General features: G+C 74.6%; 19 protein-coding genes. 13 read left to right on the top strand and 6 right to left on the bottom strand.

All coding sequences use genetic code 11. From position 1 onward, the window contains the following. Positions 1 to 355: 355 nt before the first annotated feature. From Q8791_RS14145 to Q8791_RS14125, 5 genes are all read left to right on the top strand, one after another. Positions 356 to 823, top strand: a complete 468-nt coding sequence (locus Q8791_RS14145) for a hypothetical protein (RefSeq protein WP_330092146.1) — start codon at positions 356 to 358, stop codon at positions 821 to 823. Beyond that, entirely contained in the window at positions 807 to 2,051 is a 1,245-nt protein-coding gene (locus Q8791_RS14140) for a sensor histidine kinase (protein ID WP_330092145.1), read from the top strand. Before Q8791_RS14145 ends, Q8791_RS14140 begins: the two co-directional genes overlap by 17 nt. 318 nt (positions 2,052 to 2,369) lie before the next feature. Further along, entirely contained in the window at positions 2,370 to 3,065 is a 696-nt protein-coding gene (locus tag Q8791_RS14135) for a response regulator transcription factor (protein WP_330092144.1), read from the top strand. Positions 3,066 to 3,126: 61 nt separating this feature from the next. After that, the gene (locus Q8791_RS14130; protein ID WP_330092143.1) at positions 3,127 to 3,912 is read left to right on the top strand and encodes an ABC transporter ATP-binding protein; all 786 of its coding nucleotides are present in this window, start codon (positions 3,127 to 3,129) and stop codon (positions 3,910 to 3,912) included. Continuing rightward, the gene (locus tag Q8791_RS14125; protein WP_330092142.1) at positions 3,909 to 4,667 is read left to right on the top strand and encodes an ABC transporter permease; all 759 of its coding nucleotides are present in this window, start codon (positions 3,909 to 3,911) and stop codon (positions 4,665 to 4,667) included. Before Q8791_RS14130 ends, Q8791_RS14125 begins: the two co-directional genes overlap by 4 nt. 120 nt (positions 4,668 to 4,787) lie before the next feature. Here Q8791_RS14125 and Q8791_RS14120 read toward each other — a convergent pair whose 3' ends face one another. The 6 genes from Q8791_RS14120 to Q8791_RS14095 form a co-directional block, all read right to left on the bottom strand. Continuing rightward, positions 4,788 to 5,309, bottom strand: coding sequence for an LURP-one-related/scramblase family protein (locus Q8791_RS14120; protein WP_330092141.1), 522 nt, complete (start codon positions 5,307 to 5,309; stop codon positions 4,788 to 4,790). 121 nt (positions 5,310 to 5,430) lie between these two features. Then, the gene (locus tag Q8791_RS14115; protein ID WP_330092140.1) at positions 5,431 to 7,068 is read right to left on the bottom strand and encodes a glycerol-3-phosphate dehydrogenase/oxidase; all 1,638 of its coding nucleotides are present in this window, start codon (positions 7,066 to 7,068) and stop codon (positions 5,431 to 5,433) included. Beyond that, positions 7,058 to 8,581 carry an FGGY-family carbohydrate kinase gene (locus tag Q8791_RS14110; RefSeq protein ID WP_330092139.1) on the bottom strand — a complete coding sequence of 508 codons (1,524 nt, stop codon included), beginning with the start codon at positions 8,579 to 8,581 and terminating at the stop codon, positions 7,058 to 7,060. Before Q8791_RS14110 ends, Q8791_RS14115 begins: the two co-directional genes overlap by 11 nt. After that, entirely contained in the window at positions 8,578 to 9,156 is a 579-nt protein-coding gene (locus Q8791_RS14105; RefSeq protein WP_330092138.1) for a hypothetical protein, read from the bottom strand. Before Q8791_RS14105 ends, Q8791_RS14110 begins: the two co-directional genes overlap by 4 nt. An 86-nt stretch (positions 9,157 to 9,242) precedes the next feature. After that, entirely contained in the window at positions 9,243 to 9,974 is a 732-nt protein-coding gene (locus Q8791_RS14100) for an HAD family hydrolase (RefSeq protein ID WP_330092137.1), read from the bottom strand. Further along, positions 9,964 to 10,788, bottom strand: a complete 825-nt coding sequence (locus Q8791_RS14095) for a DeoR/GlpR family DNA-binding transcription regulator (protein ID WP_330092136.1) — start codon at positions 10,786 to 10,788, stop codon at positions 9,964 to 9,966. Before Q8791_RS14095 ends, Q8791_RS14100 begins: the two co-directional genes overlap by 11 nt. A 293-nt stretch (positions 10,789 to 11,081) precedes the next feature. Here Q8791_RS14095 and Q8791_RS14090 point away from each other — a divergent pair, with 293 nt between their 5' ends. The 8 genes from Q8791_RS14090 to Q8791_RS14055 all read left to right on the top strand — a co-directional run bounded on the left by Q8791_RS14090 (position 11,082) and on the right by Q8791_RS14055 (position 20,067). Further along, positions 11,082 to 12,587 carry an FGGY-family carbohydrate kinase gene (locus Q8791_RS14090; RefSeq protein ID WP_330092135.1) on the top strand — a complete coding sequence of 502 codons (1,506 nt, stop codon included), beginning with the start codon at positions 11,082 to 11,084 and terminating at the stop codon, positions 12,585 to 12,587. Continuing rightward, a complete protein-coding gene (locus Q8791_RS14085) occupies positions 12,584 to 13,324 on the top strand; it encodes a histidine phosphatase family protein (RefSeq protein WP_330092134.1) in 741 nt (246 codons plus the stop codon). The genes Q8791_RS14090 and Q8791_RS14085 overlap by 4 nt, the downstream gene beginning before the upstream one ends. A gap of 91 nt (positions 13,325 to 13,415) precedes the next feature. Next, positions 13,416 to 14,891, top strand: coding sequence for an extracellular solute-binding protein (locus tag Q8791_RS14080; RefSeq protein ID WP_330092133.1), 1,476 nt, complete (start codon positions 13,416 to 13,418; stop codon positions 14,889 to 14,891). A gap of 13 nt (positions 14,892 to 14,904) precedes the next feature. Continuing rightward, positions 14,905 to 15,852, top strand: a complete 948-nt coding sequence (locus Q8791_RS14075) for a carbohydrate ABC transporter permease (RefSeq protein WP_330092132.1) — start codon at positions 14,905 to 14,907, stop codon at positions 15,850 to 15,852. Between the two features lie 3 nt (positions 15,853 to 15,855). Next, positions 15,856 to 16,722, top strand: a complete 867-nt coding sequence (locus tag Q8791_RS14070; RefSeq protein WP_330092131.1) for a carbohydrate ABC transporter permease — start codon at positions 15,856 to 15,858, stop codon at positions 16,720 to 16,722. Continuing rightward, positions 16,719 to 17,855 (top strand): ABC transporter ATP-binding protein, encoded by a 1,137-nt coding sequence (locus Q8791_RS14065; protein ID WP_330092130.1) that lies wholly within the window; start codon positions 16,719 to 16,721, stop codon positions 17,853 to 17,855. Before Q8791_RS14070 ends, Q8791_RS14065 begins: the two co-directional genes overlap by 4 nt. After that, complete coding sequence (locus tag Q8791_RS14060) at positions 17,852 to 19,006, top strand: ABC transporter ATP-binding protein (RefSeq protein WP_330092129.1); 1,155 nt, start codon at positions 17,852 to 17,854, stop codon at positions 19,004 to 19,006. Before Q8791_RS14065 ends, Q8791_RS14060 begins: the two co-directional genes overlap by 4 nt. Next, positions 19,003 to 20,067, top strand: coding sequence for an NAD(P)-dependent oxidoreductase (locus Q8791_RS14055; protein ID WP_330092128.1), 1,065 nt, complete (start codon positions 19,003 to 19,005; stop codon positions 20,065 to 20,067). Before Q8791_RS14060 ends, Q8791_RS14055 begins: the two co-directional genes overlap by 4 nt. Positions 20,068 to 20,079 lie beyond the last annotated feature (12 nt).

Below are 20,079 nucleotides of genomic sequence, written 5' to 3'. Positions count from 1 at the left end.
CCAGCCACCCTGTTCGCCCTGCGGACCGCACCGGGACAGCGGCGGGAGCGGGCGCGCACAACCGGAATCGGCGTCCTCGGCGGCCGAGGCGGTGCGACCGGCGGGCTTGGTACCGGGGACCGTGGTCCGGGCGGCGCGCACGGGGAATGCGTATCCTTCCGTCGAAAGATCCGCCCCCCGGGGGGCGGATCGGCCGCCGCCGCCGCGCCGCGGCGGCAGAACGCCCGCGCGCCGGTCCGCCGCCCCGAGCGGGAGCCCGGGGTTCCCGGACAACCGTTCGCCAACGCATGGGCATCTTCGGAAGGAAGACCGGGAAGGATTCCCGGATCGGCGCACCCGGAGGAAGGAGAGGCCAGTGCCCTTCCCGAACCGCACACCACTGCCACGCCCGGTCCACGGGATCTACGTCCGCAACGTCCTCCAGAGCCACGGAGGCTACTTCGCCGCCGCCTGGGCCGAGGCGGAGCCCCTGCCGGACGGTCACCCCGACGGCTTCGAGTTCGTCAACGCGGTCCCTCCCGTCGGCCCCAGGGGCGAGTGCCTCCCCGAGGACCTGGCCGCCGCCTTCGCCCAGGGGCTCCGGCTGGCATGGCACGCCGCGGGCGGGGCCCAACCGGGTCTCGTCGCCCTGGTCCGCCTCGTCGACGCCCGCTGGCACCGGGAGGACTCCACACCCCGCGCCTTCCGGATGACCGGTGAGCTGGCCGCACTGGAGATCTCCCGCTGCGTGTCCGAGAACCGGGACCCGCGCCCGGTGCTGCGCAGCAGCAGACAGCCCTACCTGCCATGGGAGCGGAGCATGTTCGGTGTCCTCAGCGATTGACCGTCCCCCGGCCGCCCCGGCCACCTCCCTCACCTCCCTCACCTCCCCCGACGTCCCCGTGCCCCCACCCCCTCGACGGTCGTGGCCCGCCCTGCGCGCGGACGGCGCCCCCACACCCCGGAGGCTCGCGACGGACGCCGCGGCGGCCCTGGGCTACCTGGCGATCTCCGGCGCCGCCCCCGACCCCCGCGACCTGGGAGCCGACGACCCCCTGCCCTGGGTCCGCCTCGCCCTGGCCGCCGCGGTCACGGCGGGGATCATGCTGCGCTGGCGGCTGCCCTCCGCCTCCTTCGGCGCGGTGCTCGCCGCCTCGCTCGCCGCCGTGTCCGCCGGGTGGACGCAGGAACCGCTCACCGCCGCCGCGTGGACGCTCTACCCGCTGGCGCTGACCTCGCGGCGCGGGGCCTTCCGGCCCTGGTACTGGGCGTACCTCCTCGCGGCGCTCCTCGTGCTGGTGACCACCGGCCTGGAACCCGTGCTGCTGGAGGGGCCGGTCCGCCCCCTCGTCCTCGGCGCGGTCCTCCTCGGACTGTCCTGGCTGCTGGGCAGGTCGGTGCGCGAGCTCTGCGAACAGGAGGCGCGAGCGGTGGCCGCCATCGAGCGCGAGGCGCGGACACGGGAACGGCTGCGGGTGGCCAGGGAGGTGCACGACATCGTCTCCCACACCCTTGGCGCCGTCGGCATGCGCGCCGGGGTGGCCCGTTACGCGGGAGGGGACGCCGAGTCCCTGCGGGAGGCCCTGGCCGACATCGAGACGGCCAGCCGCGCGGCCTCGAACGAACTCGGCAGGGTCCTGGGAGCCCTGCGCGCCGACACCGAGGCCCCCCTGGGCCCCCAGCCCGGACTGGACGGCCTGGCCGCCCTCGCCGACACGGCGCGCCGCACCGGAGTCGACTGCCGTCTGACGGTCTCGGGCGTGGAGGCGGTGTCCCCGGCGGTGGCCGCCGGCGTGTACAGGATCGTCCAGGAGGCTCTGACGAACGTCATCAGGCACGCCCCCGGCGGCGTCTGCGAGGTCACCGTCACCGGGGGAGCGGACACCGTGGAGACGCAGGTGACCGACACCGGCCCCGTGCGGGGCCGCGTGGGGAGGCCGGGCGCGGGCGTCGGCCTGGCCGGGATGCGCGAGCGCGCGGCCGTCCACGGCGGTTCCCTCACAGCCGGTCCGCTGCCCGGCGGCGGTTTCCGGGTCCGAGCCAGCATCCCCCTCGGGCCCCTCGGCGGCTGAGAACGCCGCGACCGGGACGGGCGGCGGGGGACGGGACGCACTCCGGCGGCCCGGACGGGACGGCCACGGGAGGCGCGGTCCCCACCGGAGCTCCCGCCCCCTCCGGGAGGCCGGCGCCGAGCCGGCGTCGCGCCCGGCGGGCCCTCCGGGCTCGACGCCGGCTCGGCGTCCGGGAGACTGGAGGCGGCGGTCCGGGCCGCCGTGTGCCGGGCCGGTTCCGCGGGCCGCCCCTTCCATGGTCCCGCCGGGGCGAACGGTGCGCGCACGGCCCCGACACCGCCCACGACCGGGTTCACGACACCGAAGGCTGGAGGACGCATGGGCGACGCGGTACCCGTGAGGATCGTGGTCGCCGACGACCAGGACCTCCTGCGCGGCTCGCTGCGCATGCTCATGGACGGCGATCCCGGCCTGACCGTGGTCGGTGAGGCCCGCACCGGGCGCGAGGCGGTCGACCTGGCCGCGCGCCTCCAACCGGACCTCGTCCTCATGGACGTCCGCATGCCCGAGATGGACGGGCTGGCCGCCACCCGGGAGATCTGCGTGGCCACCTCGCACACCAGGGTGGTCGTGCTGACCATGTTCGACCTGGACGACTACGTCTACGGGGCACTGCGCGCGGGGGCCAGCGGGTTCCTGCTCAAGAACACCGCCCCGGAGGAACTGCTCCGCGCCGTCCACGTGGTCGCCGACGGGCAGGCACTGCTCGCCCCCGAGGTCACGGGCCGGCTGATCGCCCACGTCGTGCGCGAGCGGGACGCGCCCGCGCCCGCCGCCTGGGCCCGGACACCGCTCACCCCGCGCGAGCGGGAGGTCGTCACCCTCATCGCCCGCGGGCTGTCCAACGCCGACATCGCCGAACGCCTCACCCTCAGCAGGGCCACCGTCAAGACGTACGTGAGCCGCCTGCTCACCAAGCTCGACGCCCGCGACCGCGCACAGCTCGTCGTGTTCGCCTACGAGAGCGGGCTGGTCAGGGCCTCCGGAGCACGGGGCGACGTCCTCCCCGGATGACGTCGGGACTGTCCTCCCCGGGCCGATGCGCACGACCGCGTCCGGACCCGACGATGGGCCCATGATCGAGATACGCGGACTCACCAGGCGCTTCGGCGCCCACACGGCGGTAGACGGGCTCACCTTCACCGCCCGCCCCGGCCAGGTCACGGGCTTCCTCGGACCCAACGGCGCCGGGAAGAGCACCACACTCCGCGTCCTGCTCGGGCTCGACCGCGCCGACGCCGGAACCGCCCTGATCGGCGGTGAGCGCTACGCGGAGCTGCGACGACCGGCCACGGCGGTCGGCGCCCAACTCGACGGGGGAGGGGCCCACCCCGCACGGACGGCCCGCGCCCACCTGGGGTGGATCGCCAGGGCGAACGGCCTGCCCGCGTCCCGCGTGGGCGAGGTACTGGAGGGGGTCGGTCTGGGGCGGTCCGCCCGCGCGCGGGTGCGCACGTTCTCGCTGGGGATGGGGCAGCGGCTGAACCTGGCCGCGGCCCTCCTCGGTGACCCCGGCGTGCTGGTCATGGACGAGCCCGTCAACGGCCTCGACCCGGAGGGCATCCGCTGGATGCGGGGGTTCACCCGGCAACTGGCCGACGAGGGGCGGACCGTCCTGCTGTCCAGCCACTTCATGGGGGAGATCGCCAGGATCGCCGACCACCTGGTGGTGGTCGACAGGGGACGCCTGGTCGCCGAGGGCGCCCCGGACGAGGTGGCCGAGGGCCACGCCTCGCTGGAGGACGCCTTCTTCGCGCTCACCGAACGCCCTCACACGGCGGACGCGGGGTTCGGCCGGTGGAACCCCGGCGGCGGGAACGGCGCCACCCCGGACGGGCGCGGGAACGGGGGCGTCCGATGATCGACACCGTGCGCGCCGAGGCGTTCAAGCTCCGCACGCTCACCTCGGTCCTGGTCGCCTGCCTGACGACGGCCGCGCTGACGGTCGGACTGGCCTGGCTGTCCGGGTGGTCGGTGCGAGGGGCTCTCGAGAACAACCCCGAACTCCTCGTCGGGGAGGTCGTGCCGGAACAGGTCGGCTTCGACGCCGTCGCCTACGGGACGGCGGGGATGGTGGTCCTGGGCGTGCTCGCGGTCAGCTCCGAGTACACGGGAGGGCAGATCCGCGCCTCCCTGCTCGCCACGCCGCACCGCCCACGCCTCCTGGCAGCCAAGGCCGCCGTGGCCGCGTCGGCGGCACTGACCGTCGCCCTGGTGACCGTGCCCGCGGCCTTCACGGCCACCCAGGTCGGGCTGGGGGAGCACGGGTTCGCGCTGTCCGGCATGGCGGCCCGGCCCGTCTCGGGTGCGCTGGCGGGGGCTGTCGCGTACTGGGTGCTCATCGCCCTGCTCGCGGCCGGGGTGACCGTCGTCGTCCGCAACGCGGTGGTACCGCTGACCCTGCTGATCAGCCTGGTGCTGGCCCTGTCCTTCTACCTCTCGATGCTGACCGACCTGGCGGACTACCTGCCCGACCGGGCGGGGGCGCAGATGTTCCTGATGGGCGGCCCCAACGACACCGAACTGTCCCCGCTCGGAGGCGGCGCGGTGATGGCCGCCTGGGTGGCCGCGGTGTGGGCGGTGGCGGTCCCGCTCTTCTCGCGCCGGGCCGCCTGACGGGGCGTGCCTCTCCGGGCGGGCGGGATCGGCCCGCCCGGGAGGGTACCGCCGGGGCCGGCACGGCGGCCCGGAGAGGCACGCCCCGGGGCAGGGGGCGGACACCGCGGGGCGCCGTGCTCAGTCCTGCTCCCCGCCCTCCTCGTCGTCATCGTCCCGGGTGAGGGAGTCCACGGCGACCGCGACGCTGATCACCAGGGCGGCGTCACCGCCGACGTCCTGTCTGTGGGTGTTGACGTCCACGGCGTAGGTGTCCCGGACGCGGAACCACTTGCGGGAGACATGCGCGACGGTGCCGTGCTCGTCGCTGATGACGTACTCCTTGCCGAGGAAGTCGCCCGTGACCTCCCAGTCGGGTGCGCCCTCCATGTCCACCACGAGCTTGTCGCGCAGGGGGTTGACCAGGCGTTTGCGCACGGTGGCGACGGTGTCGCCGTCGCGCTCGACGCGCATCTGGTCGCGGATCTTGAACAGCTTCTTGCGGATGACGGTGAGGACGTTGCCGTCGGTGTCCTTGAGCTCGAAGGTCGTGCGGATCCGCAGGGCCTTGCCGTCGACGAGGAAGACCTTCTGGTCGTTCTCGTCGGTCACCCAGTAGTCGTCACCGATGTCAAAAACGCGTTCGCGTACCAGGAACTTCATGCCTCGAAGCTAGGGCACGGGGGACCCGGCGCACCACCCCGGGTCGGAGCCTGTGGACGACCTGCGCGTCCCTGGTGCTCACGGGGCTCAGGGGGTGCAGGGTGCGGGTGCGGCGCAGGCGTCATCCTCCCAGCGCCGCGCGGTCGCGGCCGACCGCCGCTCGGTACGCGGCCACCTCCCGTTCGGCGCCGGCCCCGTCCCAGCCCAGCAGCGGCGCCACCAGGGAGGCTACGGCGGGCGCCTGCCCGAGGCCCCCGTCGGGCGCCTCCAGCGCGATCCGGGTGCGCCGGGCAAGGACGTCCTCCAGGGTCCGGGCGCCCTCGTGGGTCACCGCGTGGCGGATTTCCGCCAGCAGGTAGCCCGCCACGGTCCGGCCCAGGCCGGGATCGTGCCGCACCGGCGCCAGCACGTGCGGCGTCTCGTCGCCGTAGCGCCCGAGCATGCGCCGCACGTGGTGCTCCGCGACCCCGTACTCGGTGGACAGCTGGGCCACCCGGCCCGCGACGCCCGGCCAGTCACGCGCGCCGACCAGCGGGATCCGCGCCGTCGGCGACGGCGGAAGCCTCCGGCCCAGCACACGGCCGGCCGCGTCCACCGCGTCCCGCGCCATCAGGCGGTACGTGGTGTACTTGCCGCCCACGACAGTCACCATCCCGTGGTCGGTCAGGACCGCGTGGTCGCGCGAGAGCGCCGACGTGGTCGAGGTGTCCCTGGACGCGAGCAGCGGTCGCAGCCCGGCATGGGCTCCCAGCAGGTCCGACCTGGTCAGCGGCCGTTCGAGGTAGCGGTTGACGTTGCGCAGCAGGTAGTCGACGTCCTCGGCGTCCACGCCGGGAGAGGCGCGGTCCCCGTCGTACCCGGTGTCGGTGGTGCCCAGCAGCCACCGCCCGTACCAGCGGCGCAGGATGATCACCGAGTCCTCCGCCCGCGCGATGAGGCCGGCCCGCGAGTCGAAGGCGTCGCGCTCCACCAGCAGGTGCACGCCCTTGGCGGGGCGCACCGCGAAGGCGGGTTCGCCGGCCATGGCCTGGACGTCCGCCGCCCACACGCCGGCGGCGTTGACCACGGCGCCCGCGGACACCTCCAGTTCATCGCCCTCGGCCGTGCGGACGGCGACGCCGCGCACCCGGCCGCCCTCCACCCGCATCCCCGTGACCCGGGCGTGGCTGAGGACGAGCGCACCGCGGGCGGCGGCGGTCCGCGCCACGGCCAGGGTGTGGCGGGCGTCGTCCATACGCCCGTCGTGGTACCGGATGCCGCCGGTGACCACGGAGGCGTCCAGCCCGGGGGCGAGGGCGAGCGTGCCGCGCCGGGTCAAGTGGCGGTGCGCGGGCACCCCGGCTCCCCTGCGCCGGGCCAGCGCCATGGCGTCGTAGGCGAGGACCCCCGCGCCGAAGTACGGGCGCTCCCACCACCGGGTGGTCGGGAGGAGGAAGGGCTCGGCGCCCACCAGGTGGGGCGCGGTCACGCCGATCATGAGGTCCCGTTCGCGCAGCGCCTCCGCGACCAGGGAGAAGTTGAGCTGTTCGAGGTAGCGCAGCCCGCCGTGCGCGGTCTTGCCCGAGCGCGACGACGTGCCCCCCGCCAGGTCCCCGGCCTCGGCCAGCAGGACGGACAGGCCCCTGGCGGCGGCGTCGAGCGCGCACCCCGAACCGGTGATCCCGCCGCCCACCACGACGACGTCCACATGGGAGCCCCGGGCCCGCGACAGCACGCGGTCCCGGTCGGCGGGGGAGAGCCTGTGCGGTTCAGAGCCCACGGGAGACCTCCGCGTCGTCCGTGGCGGGGGAGGGGCGCGGCACCCGTCCGGCTACCGGCCCCGACGCGAGGGGCCGCCACAGGGGGCGGGCCGCCTCCAGGTGCGCGAGGTAGCGCCCGTAGCCGTCGTCGTAGTGGGAGCGCAGAGCAGGGTCCGGTTCCACGGTCGCGGCAGGGGCGGTCCACGCGGCCCGGTCCACCCCGTCGCCCACCGCCGACAGGACGGCGCCGCGTGCGCCGACCTCGGGGGCGCGCGCCGTCTCCAGCGGAACCCCGAGCACGTCCGAGAAGACCTGGAGCCACGGCAGGGACCGGGAGCCCCCGCCGCACACCAGCAGCCGGCCCGACGAACCGGCGGCGTCGAAGCAGTGCCGGGCCGCGTAGGCCAGCCCCTCGCAGACCGCGCGCACGAGGTCGCCCCGCGACGTCGTCAGCCGGACGCCGGTGAACTGGCCCGCCGCCCGCGGGTCCACGAACGGCGCCCGTTCGCCCGACGTGGCCAGGTACGGCAGCACCTCCACCCCTCCCGCCCCCGGAGCGCTCTCCGCCAGGGAGCGGCCCACGCCCTCCACGTCGAGCCCGAGGACGGACAGCAGCCAGTCCACGGAGGCGGTCCCCACCATCGCGGGCATCGCCCGCAGCCACCGGTCCCGGGCACCCGTGGAGACGTGGAACCCGGCCGGGGTCCCCTCCGTGTCGAGGCGGTCGACCAGGACCATGCACCCGAGGGTCGTGCCGACGATCATCAGCGCGTCGCCGGGGTCGCGCACACCCGCTCCCACCGCGCAGGCGGGGAAGTCGAAGGGACCGGAACTGACGGGGGTCCCCTCCGGGAGCCCGAGGAGGCGGGCGCCGTCGGCGTGCAGGGCGGCCCCGGGGGTGGTCGAGACGGGCGCCAGGAGGTCGCGCCGCCCGGTGAGACCGGTCAGTTCCAGCACGGTGTCGCTGTAGCCGTTCCCGGAGCCGTCGCCGAAGGGCATCGAACTGTCGCTCGGGTCGGTGGCGCGCCGTCCGGTCAGCCGCGCGAACACCGCGTCCTTGCAGTACCCGGCCGTCGCCGCCCGGTCCAGGGAACGCGGTTCGTGCTCGTCGAGCCAGGCGAGCAGAGGGGCGGCCGTACCGGGGAACATCGTCGTGCCGTTCTCCCGGTAGACCCTCTCGGTGACGCCCGTCCGGTTCCACCGCCGGAGGATCTCCGAGGCGCGCCCGTCGAGCCACGACATGGCGGGGCGCACCTGCCGGTGGTCGGCGTCGGTGAGCCAGCACCCGTCGCCCTGTCCGGTCACCGCGACCAGGTCCGGTGCGGTGGCCGCCTCGGCGGTCACCGAGCGGGCCACCTCCGACACCCCCGCCAGGACGTGTTCCAGGTCCTGTTCGACCGCTCCGTCCGGCCCGTGGACCAGGGCGAGGTCGCGCCCGCGTACGGCCAGTGCGGCCCCCGTCTCGTCGAACACGACCGCCTTGACCACGGACGTGCCCACGTCCACCCCGAGGAGGGTCCTTCCGCCGCTCACGGTGCGGCCTCCCCGAAGGAGCCGGTCGGTCCTGAGGCCTCCGCGGCCGGCGGGGGCTGCGAGGCGCCCCGGGCACGCGCGCCCGCCGCGGAACCGGTGCCCTCGACCGGCCCGGTGGTCCCCGCGCGTCCCGTCATCCCGGCCGCCCCCGGCCTCTCCTCGGAATCCGTGTCCCCCGGGGCCCCGGACGGCCCCTGTGCTCCTGTGGGCCCCAGTATCCCCCCGGCGCCCCGCGTGCGCGGTGCTCCCGGCGGCCCGTGCGCGTCGTCGGGCGCCCCGGACTCGTAGGCGCTGGTCCTGGCGGCCTTCGTGCCGGCGGGGGACGCCGGGTCGAGCTCGTGGGCCGACCACCCCCTGACCGGGCGCCGGGCCGGCTCGGGGCCGACCAGGCCCGCGAAGGCCGGGTAGTGGCCTGCGCCCCCGCCGAGGCCCACCGCGGCCCGTCCCCGGCGACGGGGGCGGCGGAGGACCCCGGAGGCTCCGTCCACGCGTTCGAGGAACCGGCCGCAGGCCTGGGGCGGGCCGGTGAGCACGTCCTCACGGAAAGTGGTGGTGTCGTTGAGTAGTCGGGACATGGGATGGGGTCTCCTCACGCCGTCGGGGACTGCGGGGACTGCGGGGACTGCGGGGACTGCGGGGACTGCGGCCTCGGCGGGCCGGGTCAGGGGGTGGCGTCCAGGACCGACCGCAGGTAGGCGCGGGCGTCGTCGTGGTCGGAGGCCACGTGGTCGGCGAGGGCGAGGGCCTCGTCACCGGGCGGGTAGTCGCGGTTGGGGATGGCCACGACGCGCATGTGCGCCGCGCTGGCCGCACGGATGCCGTTGGCCGAGTCCTCCACGGCCAGCGGCACCGCGGAGGCCGGGGGGACGCCGAGTCTGCGCAGCGCCTCGGTGTAGACGTCGGGGGAGGGCTTGCCCCGTGCGACCTCCTCGCTGGAGACCGTGGCGGTGAACAGTCCCGCCAGTCCCTCGCGCTCCAGGACGGTGTCGATGACGGGGCGGGCCGCGGAGGAGGCGAGGCCGATCACGGCCGCCGCCGCCGTGTCGGCGAGGAGGTCGCGGGCGCCGGGGAGCAGGGGGCCGCGACCGGCGAGGAGGGCGTCGCGCATGTGCGCGACGCAGGACTCGTACGCGTGCGCGGGCTCCACGCGGGCGCCGGTGTGGAGGCGGACGCGGTCGGCCACGTCGCGCGACCACTCGGGGCTGCTCATGCCCTGGACCCGCAGGGTGTCGTCACGTGTCCAGGGAGTTCCGTGGCGCCGGCAGTACGCCGCCCAGGACTCCTCCCACAGGTGCTCGGTCCGCACGACGACCCCGTCGAGGTCGAAGACGACCACGGGGCGGGAGGGGCCGGACCGGTCGTCGGGGCCCGCGCGGCCCGGTTCAGCCGTCATCGCCCGCCACCTCCACGAGGACGTCGTGTTCGCGGAGCTGGGCGAGGTGTTCCTCGGGGGTCGCGGAGTCGACGATCACGGAAGAGAACCTTTCCAGCGGCAGGAGGCGGTGCAGCGCGCTCCGGGTGAGCTTGGAGTGGTCGATGAGCAGGTGGCACGTCTCGGCGGCGGCGACCATCTCGCGCTTGACCGCCACGATCCGGTCCTCCTGGTGGAAGGCGTGCCCCGCCGTCACGGCGGAGGTGCTGACGAAGGCGACGTCGAAGCGCATCGAGCGGATGGCCTCCACACACGTCGTCCCCAGGAACGAGTCGTGCTGCACGTCGTAGGTGCCGCCGAGGGCGACGACCTGTACGTCCCGCACCCGGGACAGTTCGGTGAGGGCGGACAGGTAGTTGGTGGCCACGGTGAGCGGCGCCAGTTCGGCCAGGTGGGGGATGAGCCGCCCGGCGGTCGTGGAGTCGTCGATGAGCACGGACATGCCGGGCTCGATCAGCGCGGCGGCCCGCGCGGCGATGGCGCGCTTGGCGTCGGCGTTGACCCGCCTGCGGTACTCGACGTTGGACTCGAAGGTGCCGCTGGGCTGGGCCGTGGCCACGCCCCGCGCCTTGCGGAGCACCCCCTGGCGCTGGAGTTCGTCCAGGTCCCGGTGGATGGTCATGACCGAGACCCCGAACCGTTCGGCCAGCTCCTGGGCGGACACCGACCCGTTGTCCAGGACGAGGGCGGTGATCAGGGACCGCCGGTCCCCGGGCCCGGACGGCCGTTCGTCCTCGGCCCGGTCGTGCTCGCTCGGGTCCGCCTTGACCGCCACGGTGCGTGTCCCCCGTCGTTCGTCGGTGTGTTGCCGAACATCTCAACCGGACGGCAGTCGCGTGTCAAGCCTCGGTGTGAACTTCACGCGATCCGACTGGGCGAGCACGGAGAGGCACACCCCGATTGAGCTGCTTCTTCGGGGAAGCCGGCGACATTTCCGCGAGAACATCACCGAAATTCGTGTGACGAACACACCTTGACATGAGAAGAACGCGGTTTTACGTTGGCCGACACCACGACCGAAGGTGAAGCAGGTCACAGTCCTGTCCGCCTCCGACCAGAGGATCCGCGGTGCACGCTGCCGGTTCACGACGTGAAGCTCCTTCCGACCCCGCCGACAGGCACGACGCACTCTGGCTCGGCGTCGACCTCGGCACCCAGGGCGTCCGCGCCGTCCTCGTGGACGACCACGGCACGGTCGTCGGCTCCGGAGAGGACACCCTGCTCCGCGACCACCGCGACGGGCCCCGCCACGAACAGGACCCCGAGGAGTGGTGGAGCGCCGCCTGCCGGGCCACCCGCGCAGCCCTCGCTGCACGGGACCCCGGTGACGGTCGCCCCGTCGGCGCCGTCAGCGTCGACGGCACCTCCGGCACCCTCCTCCTCCAGACCGCCGACGCGCTCCCCGTCGGCCCCGCCCTGATGTACGACGACGCCCGGGCCGCCGACGAGACCGCGGCCATCCGCGCCCTGGGCGCCGGCCACGTCCAGTCCACCTGGGCCCTGCCCCGGCTGGTCCGCCTCGCCCGCGAGGGGCGCCTCGCCCCCGGGCTGCGCGCCGCCCACCAGGGAGACCACCTCTCCGGACGCCTCGCCGGAGAGGCCGTGCCCACCGACACCAGCCAGGCGCTCAAGACCGGCTACGACCCCCGCAGCCTCAGCTGGCCGCACACCCTGATCGACAGCCTCGGGATCGACCCGGCGGTCCTGCCCGACGTGGTCGCCCCCGGTACGACGGTCGGCCACGTCACCCCGGCGGCGGCCCGCGCCTCCGGCATCCCCGAGGGCACCCCCGTCAGGGCCGGGATGACCGACGGCTGCGCGGCCCAGGTCGCCACCGCCGCGCTCGAACCAGGGCTCTGGTGCTCGTCCCTGGGCACCACGCTCGTCCTCAAGGGTGCCGCGCCCCAGCCGCTCCGCGACCCCTCCGGCGTGGTGTACAACCACCGCAACCCGGACGGCGGCTGGCTGCCCGGGGGCGCCTCCAGCACCGGCACGGGCCGCCTCAACACCGACCTCGGCGGCCACGACCTCGACCAGCTCACCGCGCGGGCCCTCCGCCTCGGCGTCCCCGGCGGCGCCACGTACCCCCTCGCGGGCACCGGCGAGCGGTTCCCGTTCGCCGTCCCCGGCGCCCGCGGCTTCGACGTCGGCCCCGGCAGCGGTCCCGCGGACCCCGCCGCGCGCCTCAACCGGATCGCCCACGGACTGGCCTACGTCGAACGCCTCTCCCTGGACGCCCTCGCGGCGCTGGGCGCCGACACGGCCGGGCCGGTCACCGCCGTCGGCGGCGCCGTCCGCAACCACTGGCTCACCGCGCTGCGGGCCGACGTCCTCGGCCGCACCGTGCTGGTCCCCGCACACACGGGGTCGGCGTTCGGCTCCGCCGTGATCGCCCGCGCCCCCGCGGGGCGACTGGCCGCGACGGCGCGCGCCATGGTCCGCGTCGCCCACCGCTACGAACCCGACCCGTCCCGCGCGGACGAACTCGACCACGGGTACCGGCGCCTCGTCGCGGCCCTCCGCGAGAAGGGGTGGATCGGGGCGCCCCGGGCCCCGCGGGAGGCCACCGCGTGACCCCCGCATCCACGGAGCTGTCCCTGGTCCGGCACGGCCGCACCGTCTGGCACGCCGGGAACCGGTACGCGGGCAGCTCCGACATCGCCCTCGACGGCACCGGGCGGAACCAGGCCCTCGCGCTCGCCCGGTGGGCCCGCGGCAACCCCCACGACGCGGTCGCCTGCTCCCCGCTGGGCCGCGCCAGGGCCACGGCCCTGCCGGCGGCCGGGGCGCTCGGCGTGGATCCCGTGGTCCTGCCCGGCCTCGCCGAGGCCGACTTCGGGCTGGCGGAGGGGCTGACCCTCGCCGAGACCGACCTGCGCCACCCCGGGGCTGCGGACGCCTTCCGCGCCGACCCCGCCGCCCACCCGCTTCCCGGAGCCGAGAACCCCGCAGAGGTCGCGGCCCGCGTCCGCGACGCCCTGCGGACCCTCGCCGACGACCACACCGGAGGGCGCGTCCTCGTCGTCGGGCACAACACCGCGCTGCGCCTGGCCCTGTGCTCCTGGCTGGGCATCCCCCTCGCCCACTACCGGCGCGTGTTCCCCCGGCTGGACAACGCCGCGGTCACCCGGCTGCGCGTCCCCGCCGACCCCTCCGCGCCGCCCGCCCTGCTGTCCCTCAACCTCCCGACGTACCGGGAACCCCCCGGCCCTCCGCGTACCTCCCCGCGACCGCAGGGCACCGCACACCCCGCCGATCCGGAGCCTCCGACGCCCCCCTCGCCCCCGGGGCCCCGGGGACCGGCCATGTGACGGAACCCCGGGCCGTCCGCCTGAAACACCCCGGCCCGCCCCCGGCGGCGATCCGCCGGACACCACCCCCCACCACCGCCTGGAGAGCACGATGAACCCCAGAAGGAACCCCCGCCTCCCGCGCACCCCCGGCACGCCCCCCGTCGCCGGGGTCCCGGGCCTGTCCCGCCGCCGTGCCATGGGCCTCCTCGGCGCGGGCGGCGCGGCCGCCGCGGGGGCCGTCCTGCTGCCCGGCTGCGGTCTGGGCACGGGCGGCATCTCCGGGGGAGAGAACGGGGCCGGAGAGGTCACCGGAGCGTTCGACTGGCGCAAGGCCGAGGGCGCGGAGATCTCGGTCCTGCAGACCCCGCACCCCTACCAGGTCGCCTTCCAGCCGCTCCTCGCACAGTTCACCGAGCTGACCGGCATCACCGTCAACGCCGACCTCGTCGCGGAGGCCGACTACTACACCCGCCTCAACACCGAGCTGGCCAGCGGCGCGGGCAACTACGACGCCTTCATGACCGGCGCCTACTTCATCTGGACCTACGGCCCTCCCGGCTGGATGGAGGACCTGCGCCCCTGGATCGACAACGAGTCCGCCACCGCCGACGAGTACGACTTCGACGACATCTACGAGGGCCTGCGCACCTCCACGTCCTGGGACTTCGCCGTCGGCAGCCCGCTGGGGACCGGCGGGCAGTGGGCCATCCCCTGGGGGTTCGAGACCAACGTCCTCTGCTACAACAAGGCCGAGTTCGACCGGCGCGGCATCCGGCCGGCCGAGACCTTCGACGAACTCCGCGAGCTGGCCGTCGACCTCACCGACCGCGACGAGAACACCTACGGCCTCGCCTTCCGGGGTTCACGCTCCTGGGCGACCATCCACCCCGGGTTCATGACCCAGTTCACCAGGGAGGGCTGCGTCGACTACACGCTGGAGGGCGACCGCCTCGTGGCCGCCATGAACTCGGACGCCGCCGTCGACTTCACCCGGAAGTGGGTCGACCTGGCGCGCGACGCCGGACCCACCTCCTGGACCACGTACGACTACCCCGACTGCACCGCCGACCTGGGGTCCGGCACGGCCATGATGGTCTACGACGCCGACTCGGCCACCTACCCCCAGAACATCGCGGGCAACAGCGCCGAGGCGGGCAACCTCGCCTGGCACCCGGGCCCGGCGGGCCCCGACGGCAACTACGACACCAACCTGTGGACGTGGTCGCTGGCCATGAGCTCCGCGTCGCGGAACAAGCTCGCCGCCTGGCTCTTCATCCAGTGGGCCACGGGCAGGGACGCCCAGAGCCAGGCCGTGCAGACCGGAGAGCTGGGCTTCGCCGACCCCACCCGCGAATCCGTGTTCGAGGACGCGTTCAAGGCCGGCCTCGGCGACTTCCCCGGCTACCAGGAGACCTTCGAGCGGGTCATCGACTCCACGAGGATCCACTTCACCCCGCAGACCCAGTTCTTCGAGAACACCGAGAACTGGGCTGTGGCCCTCCAGGACATCTACGCGGGCGACGACGCCGAGGAACGGCTCGACGCCCTGGCGCAGGCGAGCACCGACGCCCTCGACACCGAGTGAGGGAGGCGAGCACGTGAGCACGACCACCGCACCTCCGGAGGCGGGCGGGAGCGGGCCCGTCCGCGACGACCCCGTCCGCCGGGTGCCCGCATGGCGGCGCGCACTCCGGCCCTACCTGCTGTCCGTCCCCGCCGTCCTCATCATCGCGGGCATCCTCTACCCGTTCGTCCTGGGCGCCTACTACGCCTTCCTCGACTACTCGGCGGTCGTCCCCGAACCCGTGTTCGTCGGCCTGCGGAACATCACCGGCACCCTCGGCGACCCCGTGTTCTGGTCCAGCGTGCGCGTCACCGCCACCTACGCCGTCGCGGCCACCACCGTCGAGACGGTCCTCGGCGTCGGCATCGCGCTGCTGCTCTTCCGCGCCAGCCTCGTCGGCAGGCTCCTGGAACGCCTGCTGATCCTGCCGCTGATGATCGCCCCGGTGATCGCGGGCGTCATCTGGGGTCTGATGTTCAACCCCCAGTTCGGCGTCCTCAACCACGTCCTCGGGCTCGGCTCCACCTTCGACTGGCTGAGCGAGGACCGCGCCCTGTGGTCGGTGATGCTCGTCGACGTCTGGATCTTCACCCCGTTCGTCGCGATCCTCGTCCTGGCGGGCATCCGCTCGCTGCCCCGGGAGCCCTTCGAGGCGTCCGACGTGGACGGCGCGAGCTGGTTCTACATGTTCCGGCGCCTCATGCTCCCGATGATGTGGCCCTACATCCTCGTCGCCGTGATCTTCCGGTTCATGGACTCGCTCAAGGTCTTCGACCACGTGTACGTGCTCACCGCCGGAGGGCCCGGAGGGGCCACCCGCACCCTCCAGGTCGGCGCCTTCCAGAACTCGATCACCAACCTGAACTTCTCCCTCGGCAGCACCTACATGCTGCTGCTGTGGGTGATCGTGTTCATCACCGCCCGCTACCTGGTCAGCGTCCTGGGCCGGGCCCAGCGCCGCGCGGCCGGATCGGAGGACTGAGCCGTGACCGCCACCCGCCGACCCGGACACCGGCGGTTCTCCCCGGCCTCCGCCGGGGCCGACCTCCTGCTGGTCCTGTGGTTCGCCTTCTCGCTGTTCCCGATCCTGTGGATGGTCCTGCTGTCCCTCAAGTCCAGGGCCGACCAGACCTCCACCTACTTCGTGTTCACGCCGACCCTCGACAACTTCGCCACCGTCCTCAGCGAGGAGGGGGTGCGCCTCACCAGCGTCGACTTCACCGGGGCGCTGTTCACCAGCCTGGTCACCTCGCTGGGCGCGGTCCTGCTGTCCCTCGCCATCGGCATCCCCGCGGCCTACGCGGCCGGGCGCTGGGCGTACCGGGGGTCCAACGACATCATGTTCACCATCCTGTCGTTCCGGTTCGCACCGGAGCTGATGGTGATCGTGCCGCTCTTCATCATCTACAACCAGCTCGGGCTGTTCGACTCCGCCGTCGGCACCGTGTGGGTGCTCCAGCTGGTCACCCTGCCGCTCATCGTGTGGATCCTGCGGTCCTACTTCCAGGACATGCCCGAGGAACTGGAACAGGCCGCCCTCCTGGACGGCTACACCCGCACCCGCGCGTTCCTCATGGTGGCGCTCCCGCTGGTGCGCCCGGGCATCGCCGCGTCGGCGCTGCTGGCGTTCATCTTCGCGTGGAACAACTACGTGTTCCCGCTGATCCTCACCGGTAGCCAGAACCCCACGGTGACCGTGGCCGTGACCCGCTTCCTCGGCGGCGGCGGGCAGGCCTTCTACAACCTGACCGCCGCGGCCGCGCTCCTCGCGGCCCTGCCACCCCTCCTGGTGGCCCTGTCCATCCAGCGCTATCTCGTGCGCGGCCTGTCGTTCGGGGCGGTGAAGTCGTGAGTTCCCTGGAACTGCGCGGGCTCGGGGCCCGCTACGGAAGGAAGACCGCCCTCAGCGGCCTGGACGTGGAGGTCGCCGACGGCGAGTTCTTCGTCGTCCTGGGCCCCTCCGGCGCGGGCAAGACCACCACCCTCAAGTGCGTCGCCGGGCTGGTGGACGGCGCCACCGGCCAGGTCGTCATCGGCGGTCGCGACATGACCGGCGCGGAGCCCTACGAGCGCAACGTCGCGATGGCCTTCGAGAGCTACGCCCTCTACCCGCAGAGGACCGTGGAGCAGAACCTCGCCTCGCCCCTGCGCTCCGGCCGCCTGGGGGTGTGGACGCCCGAGCAGCGCCGCGCCCGCGTCGCCGACGTCACCCGGACCCTGGGCATCGACCACCTGCTCGGCCGCTACCCGCGTGAGCTGTCCAACGGCCAGCGACAGCGCACCGCCCTGGGGCGGGTGCTGGTCAGGCCCGCCGACGTCTACCTGCTGGACGAACCCCTGTCCCACCTGGACGCCAAACTACGCGCCACCATGCGGGCCGAGCTCAAGCAGCTCAGCGGCATGGCGCGCACCACGACCGTCTACGTCACCCACGACTACCAGGAGGCCCTGGCGCTGGGGGACCGGATCGGCGTGCTGCGCGAGGGGCGGCTCGTCCAGGTCGGAACCCCGGCCCAGGTGTGGGACACCCCGGCGGACACCTTCGTGGCCCGCTCCCTGGGACAGCCCGAGACGAACCTGCTGGAGGCCCGCGTGCACGCAGGACTGGCCACCACCGACGGCGGGGGAATCACCGTCGCCCTCCCCGGCACGGTGCCCGACACCGACAGGGTCCTGCTCGGACTGCGCCCCCGCGACCTGCGGCTCCTCGGCCCGTCCGCGCCGCGGGAGGACGCCGGGAGGGAACTCGTCCTGCGCGGACGGGTCGTCCTGGTCGAACGCCTGGGACGCTCCCGCGAGCTGAGCGTGGACGTGTCCGGTCGGACCGTCATCACGGTCACCGACGACCCGCGGGTCCGCGAGGGCGACGACGTCACCCTCGCGGTCGGCTGGGACCGCGTCCACGTCTTCGCCGGCCGGGCGGAGGACCGATCGCCGTACGCGCCCCGGGTGGGCGGCGCGCTCCCGGTCGGGGGGACGCGATGACGGTCCACACGGACGCGGCGGCCCCGGTCGCCCGGAGCCTCACCCTGCGAGACCTCCGCAAGACCTACGCGGCGCGCGGGCGCGAGCCCTTCGCGGCGGTACGCGGCATCGACCTCGCCATCGAGCCGGGGGAGATGGTCGCCCTCCTCGGACCCTCCGGCTGCGGCAAGACCACCACCCTGCGCATGATCGCCGGACTGGAGACCGTGACCTCGGGGGAGGTCGTCATCGGCGACCGCGCGGTCACCGGCCTGCCCCCGGGCAGGCGCGACGTCGGCGTCGGCTTCGAGAGCTACGCCCTCTACCCGCCCCTGTCGGTCCGGGAGAACCTGGCGTACGGGCTGCGCGCCCGCCGGGCCCGCGACGTCCGCGCCCGCGTGGCCGCCATAGCCGAGCGCCTGGAGATCACCGACCTGCTGGACCTGCGCCCCGCCGGGCTCTCCAGCGGCCAGAAGCAGCGCGTGGCCCTGGCCAGGGCACTCGTCCGCAACCCGCCGGTCCTCCTCCTGGACGAACCCCTGTCCCACCTGGACGCCGGACAGCGCCAGCGGGTGCGCCGCGAACTCAAGGTGCTCCAGCGCGAGTTCGGCTACACCACCATTGTGGTCACCCACGACCAGCTGGAGGCGCTCAGCCTGGCGGACCGGATGGCGGTCATGGACGGCGGGCTGATCCAGCAGTTCGGCACACCGGATGAGATCTTCGACGACCCCGCCAACCGGTTCGTCGCCGACTTCGTGGGCGAGCCCTCGATCAACCTGGTCGAGGGCACGGTCGCGGACGGCGGCGGGGCCGTCCGCGTCGGGGGAGCGGGGACCCTTCCCACCGCCTCCCGGGCCCGCGCGGGGACCCGGGTCCAGGTCGGGCTGCGTCCGCAGGACTGCGCGGTGGTCGAGCGGGGCTCGGCGCGTCCCGCGCTGAGCGCGACCGTCGGCGTGTTCGAGTACCTCATGGAGTTCGGGCTGGCCACGGTCGACCTCGCCGGCGCCCGCGCCCCGGAGGGAGCGGCCTGCGGGCCCGGGGCGCGGAGCCGGTTCGTCGTCCAGACGCCCGGCGGGGTGACCCTCGACCCGGGCGCTCCGGTCCTGGTCGGTGCGCGACCCGAACACGTCCACCTCTTCGATCCCGACACGGGGGAGCGACTGCGATGACCGAGACTCTTCGCCTGGTCTGCGCCGGGGACAGGTTCATCTCCGCGGACCTGCTCGCAAGGGCGCTGGAGGCCGAGCTGGGCACGGACTCCGGTACCGGAGCGCCCGGGCCCCCTACGAGGATCGCCCGCCTCGACTCCGCCTGGCCGACCTCGCCCTTCGCCGACGTCGACGGGGTCAGGGAGGCCTCCGGGGACCCCGCCGCGCTGGCCGCACTGGCCAGGGGCGCGCACGCCCTGGTCACCCACCTGGCGCCCGTCACCCGTGAGGTGGTCGAGGCGGGCCGCGGCACCCTGAGGGTGATCGGCGTGACCCGGGGCGGCCCGGTGAACGTCGACCTCGCAGCGGCGGCGGAGGCGTCGGTGCCCGTGGTCCACCTCCCCGGGCGCAATCTGGGCGCGGTCGCCGAGTACTGCGTGGGCACGATGATCTGCGCGATGCGCGGTCTGCCCGCCGCGGCCTCGGGCCTGGCGCGCGGCCGGTGGGACGCTGAGGGGTTCCGGTACGAGCGCACCGGCCTGGAGCTGCGCGCGGCCACGGTGGGGCTGGTCGGCCTCGGCGCGGTGGGGGCGCGGGTGGCCGAACTGCTGGGGGCCTTCGGGGCGACAGTCCTCGCCCACGACCCCTACGCCGACGCCGGTACGGCACTCCGCGCGGGCGCCCGCATGGTGGGCCTGGACGAGCTGCTGGCCGGGTCGGACGTGGTGAGCCTGCACGCCCGGCTGACGGAGGAGACCCGGCACATCGTGGACGCGGCGGCGCTCGCGACGATGCGCCCAGGATCGCTGCTGGTCAACACCGCGCGCGGTGAGCTGGTGGACGCGGTCGCGCTGGACCGGGCCCTGGAGGCGGGGCACCTGCGCGGGGCGGTGCTGGACGTGTTCGACCCCGAGCCCCCGGCGGCCGGCGACCCGTTGCTGCGGCGCCCGGGGGTGTTCGCCACCCCGCATCTGGCGGGCGCGTCCACCCAGGTCGCGGAGGAGTCCGCGGCCCGGATCGCGCGGGAGGTCGCGGCGGTGCTCACGGGCGGCCGCGGCGGAGGAGGCGGTCAGGGGGTGTGAGGGGGCGGGGGT

The sequence above is a fragment of the Nocardiopsis codii genome, assembly GCF_036327455.1.
Lineage (GTDB): Bacteria > Actinomycetota > Actinomycetes > Streptosporangiales > Streptosporangiaceae > Nocardiopsis > Nocardiopsis codii.
This window is presented reverse-complemented; position numbering and strand designations above follow the sequence as displayed.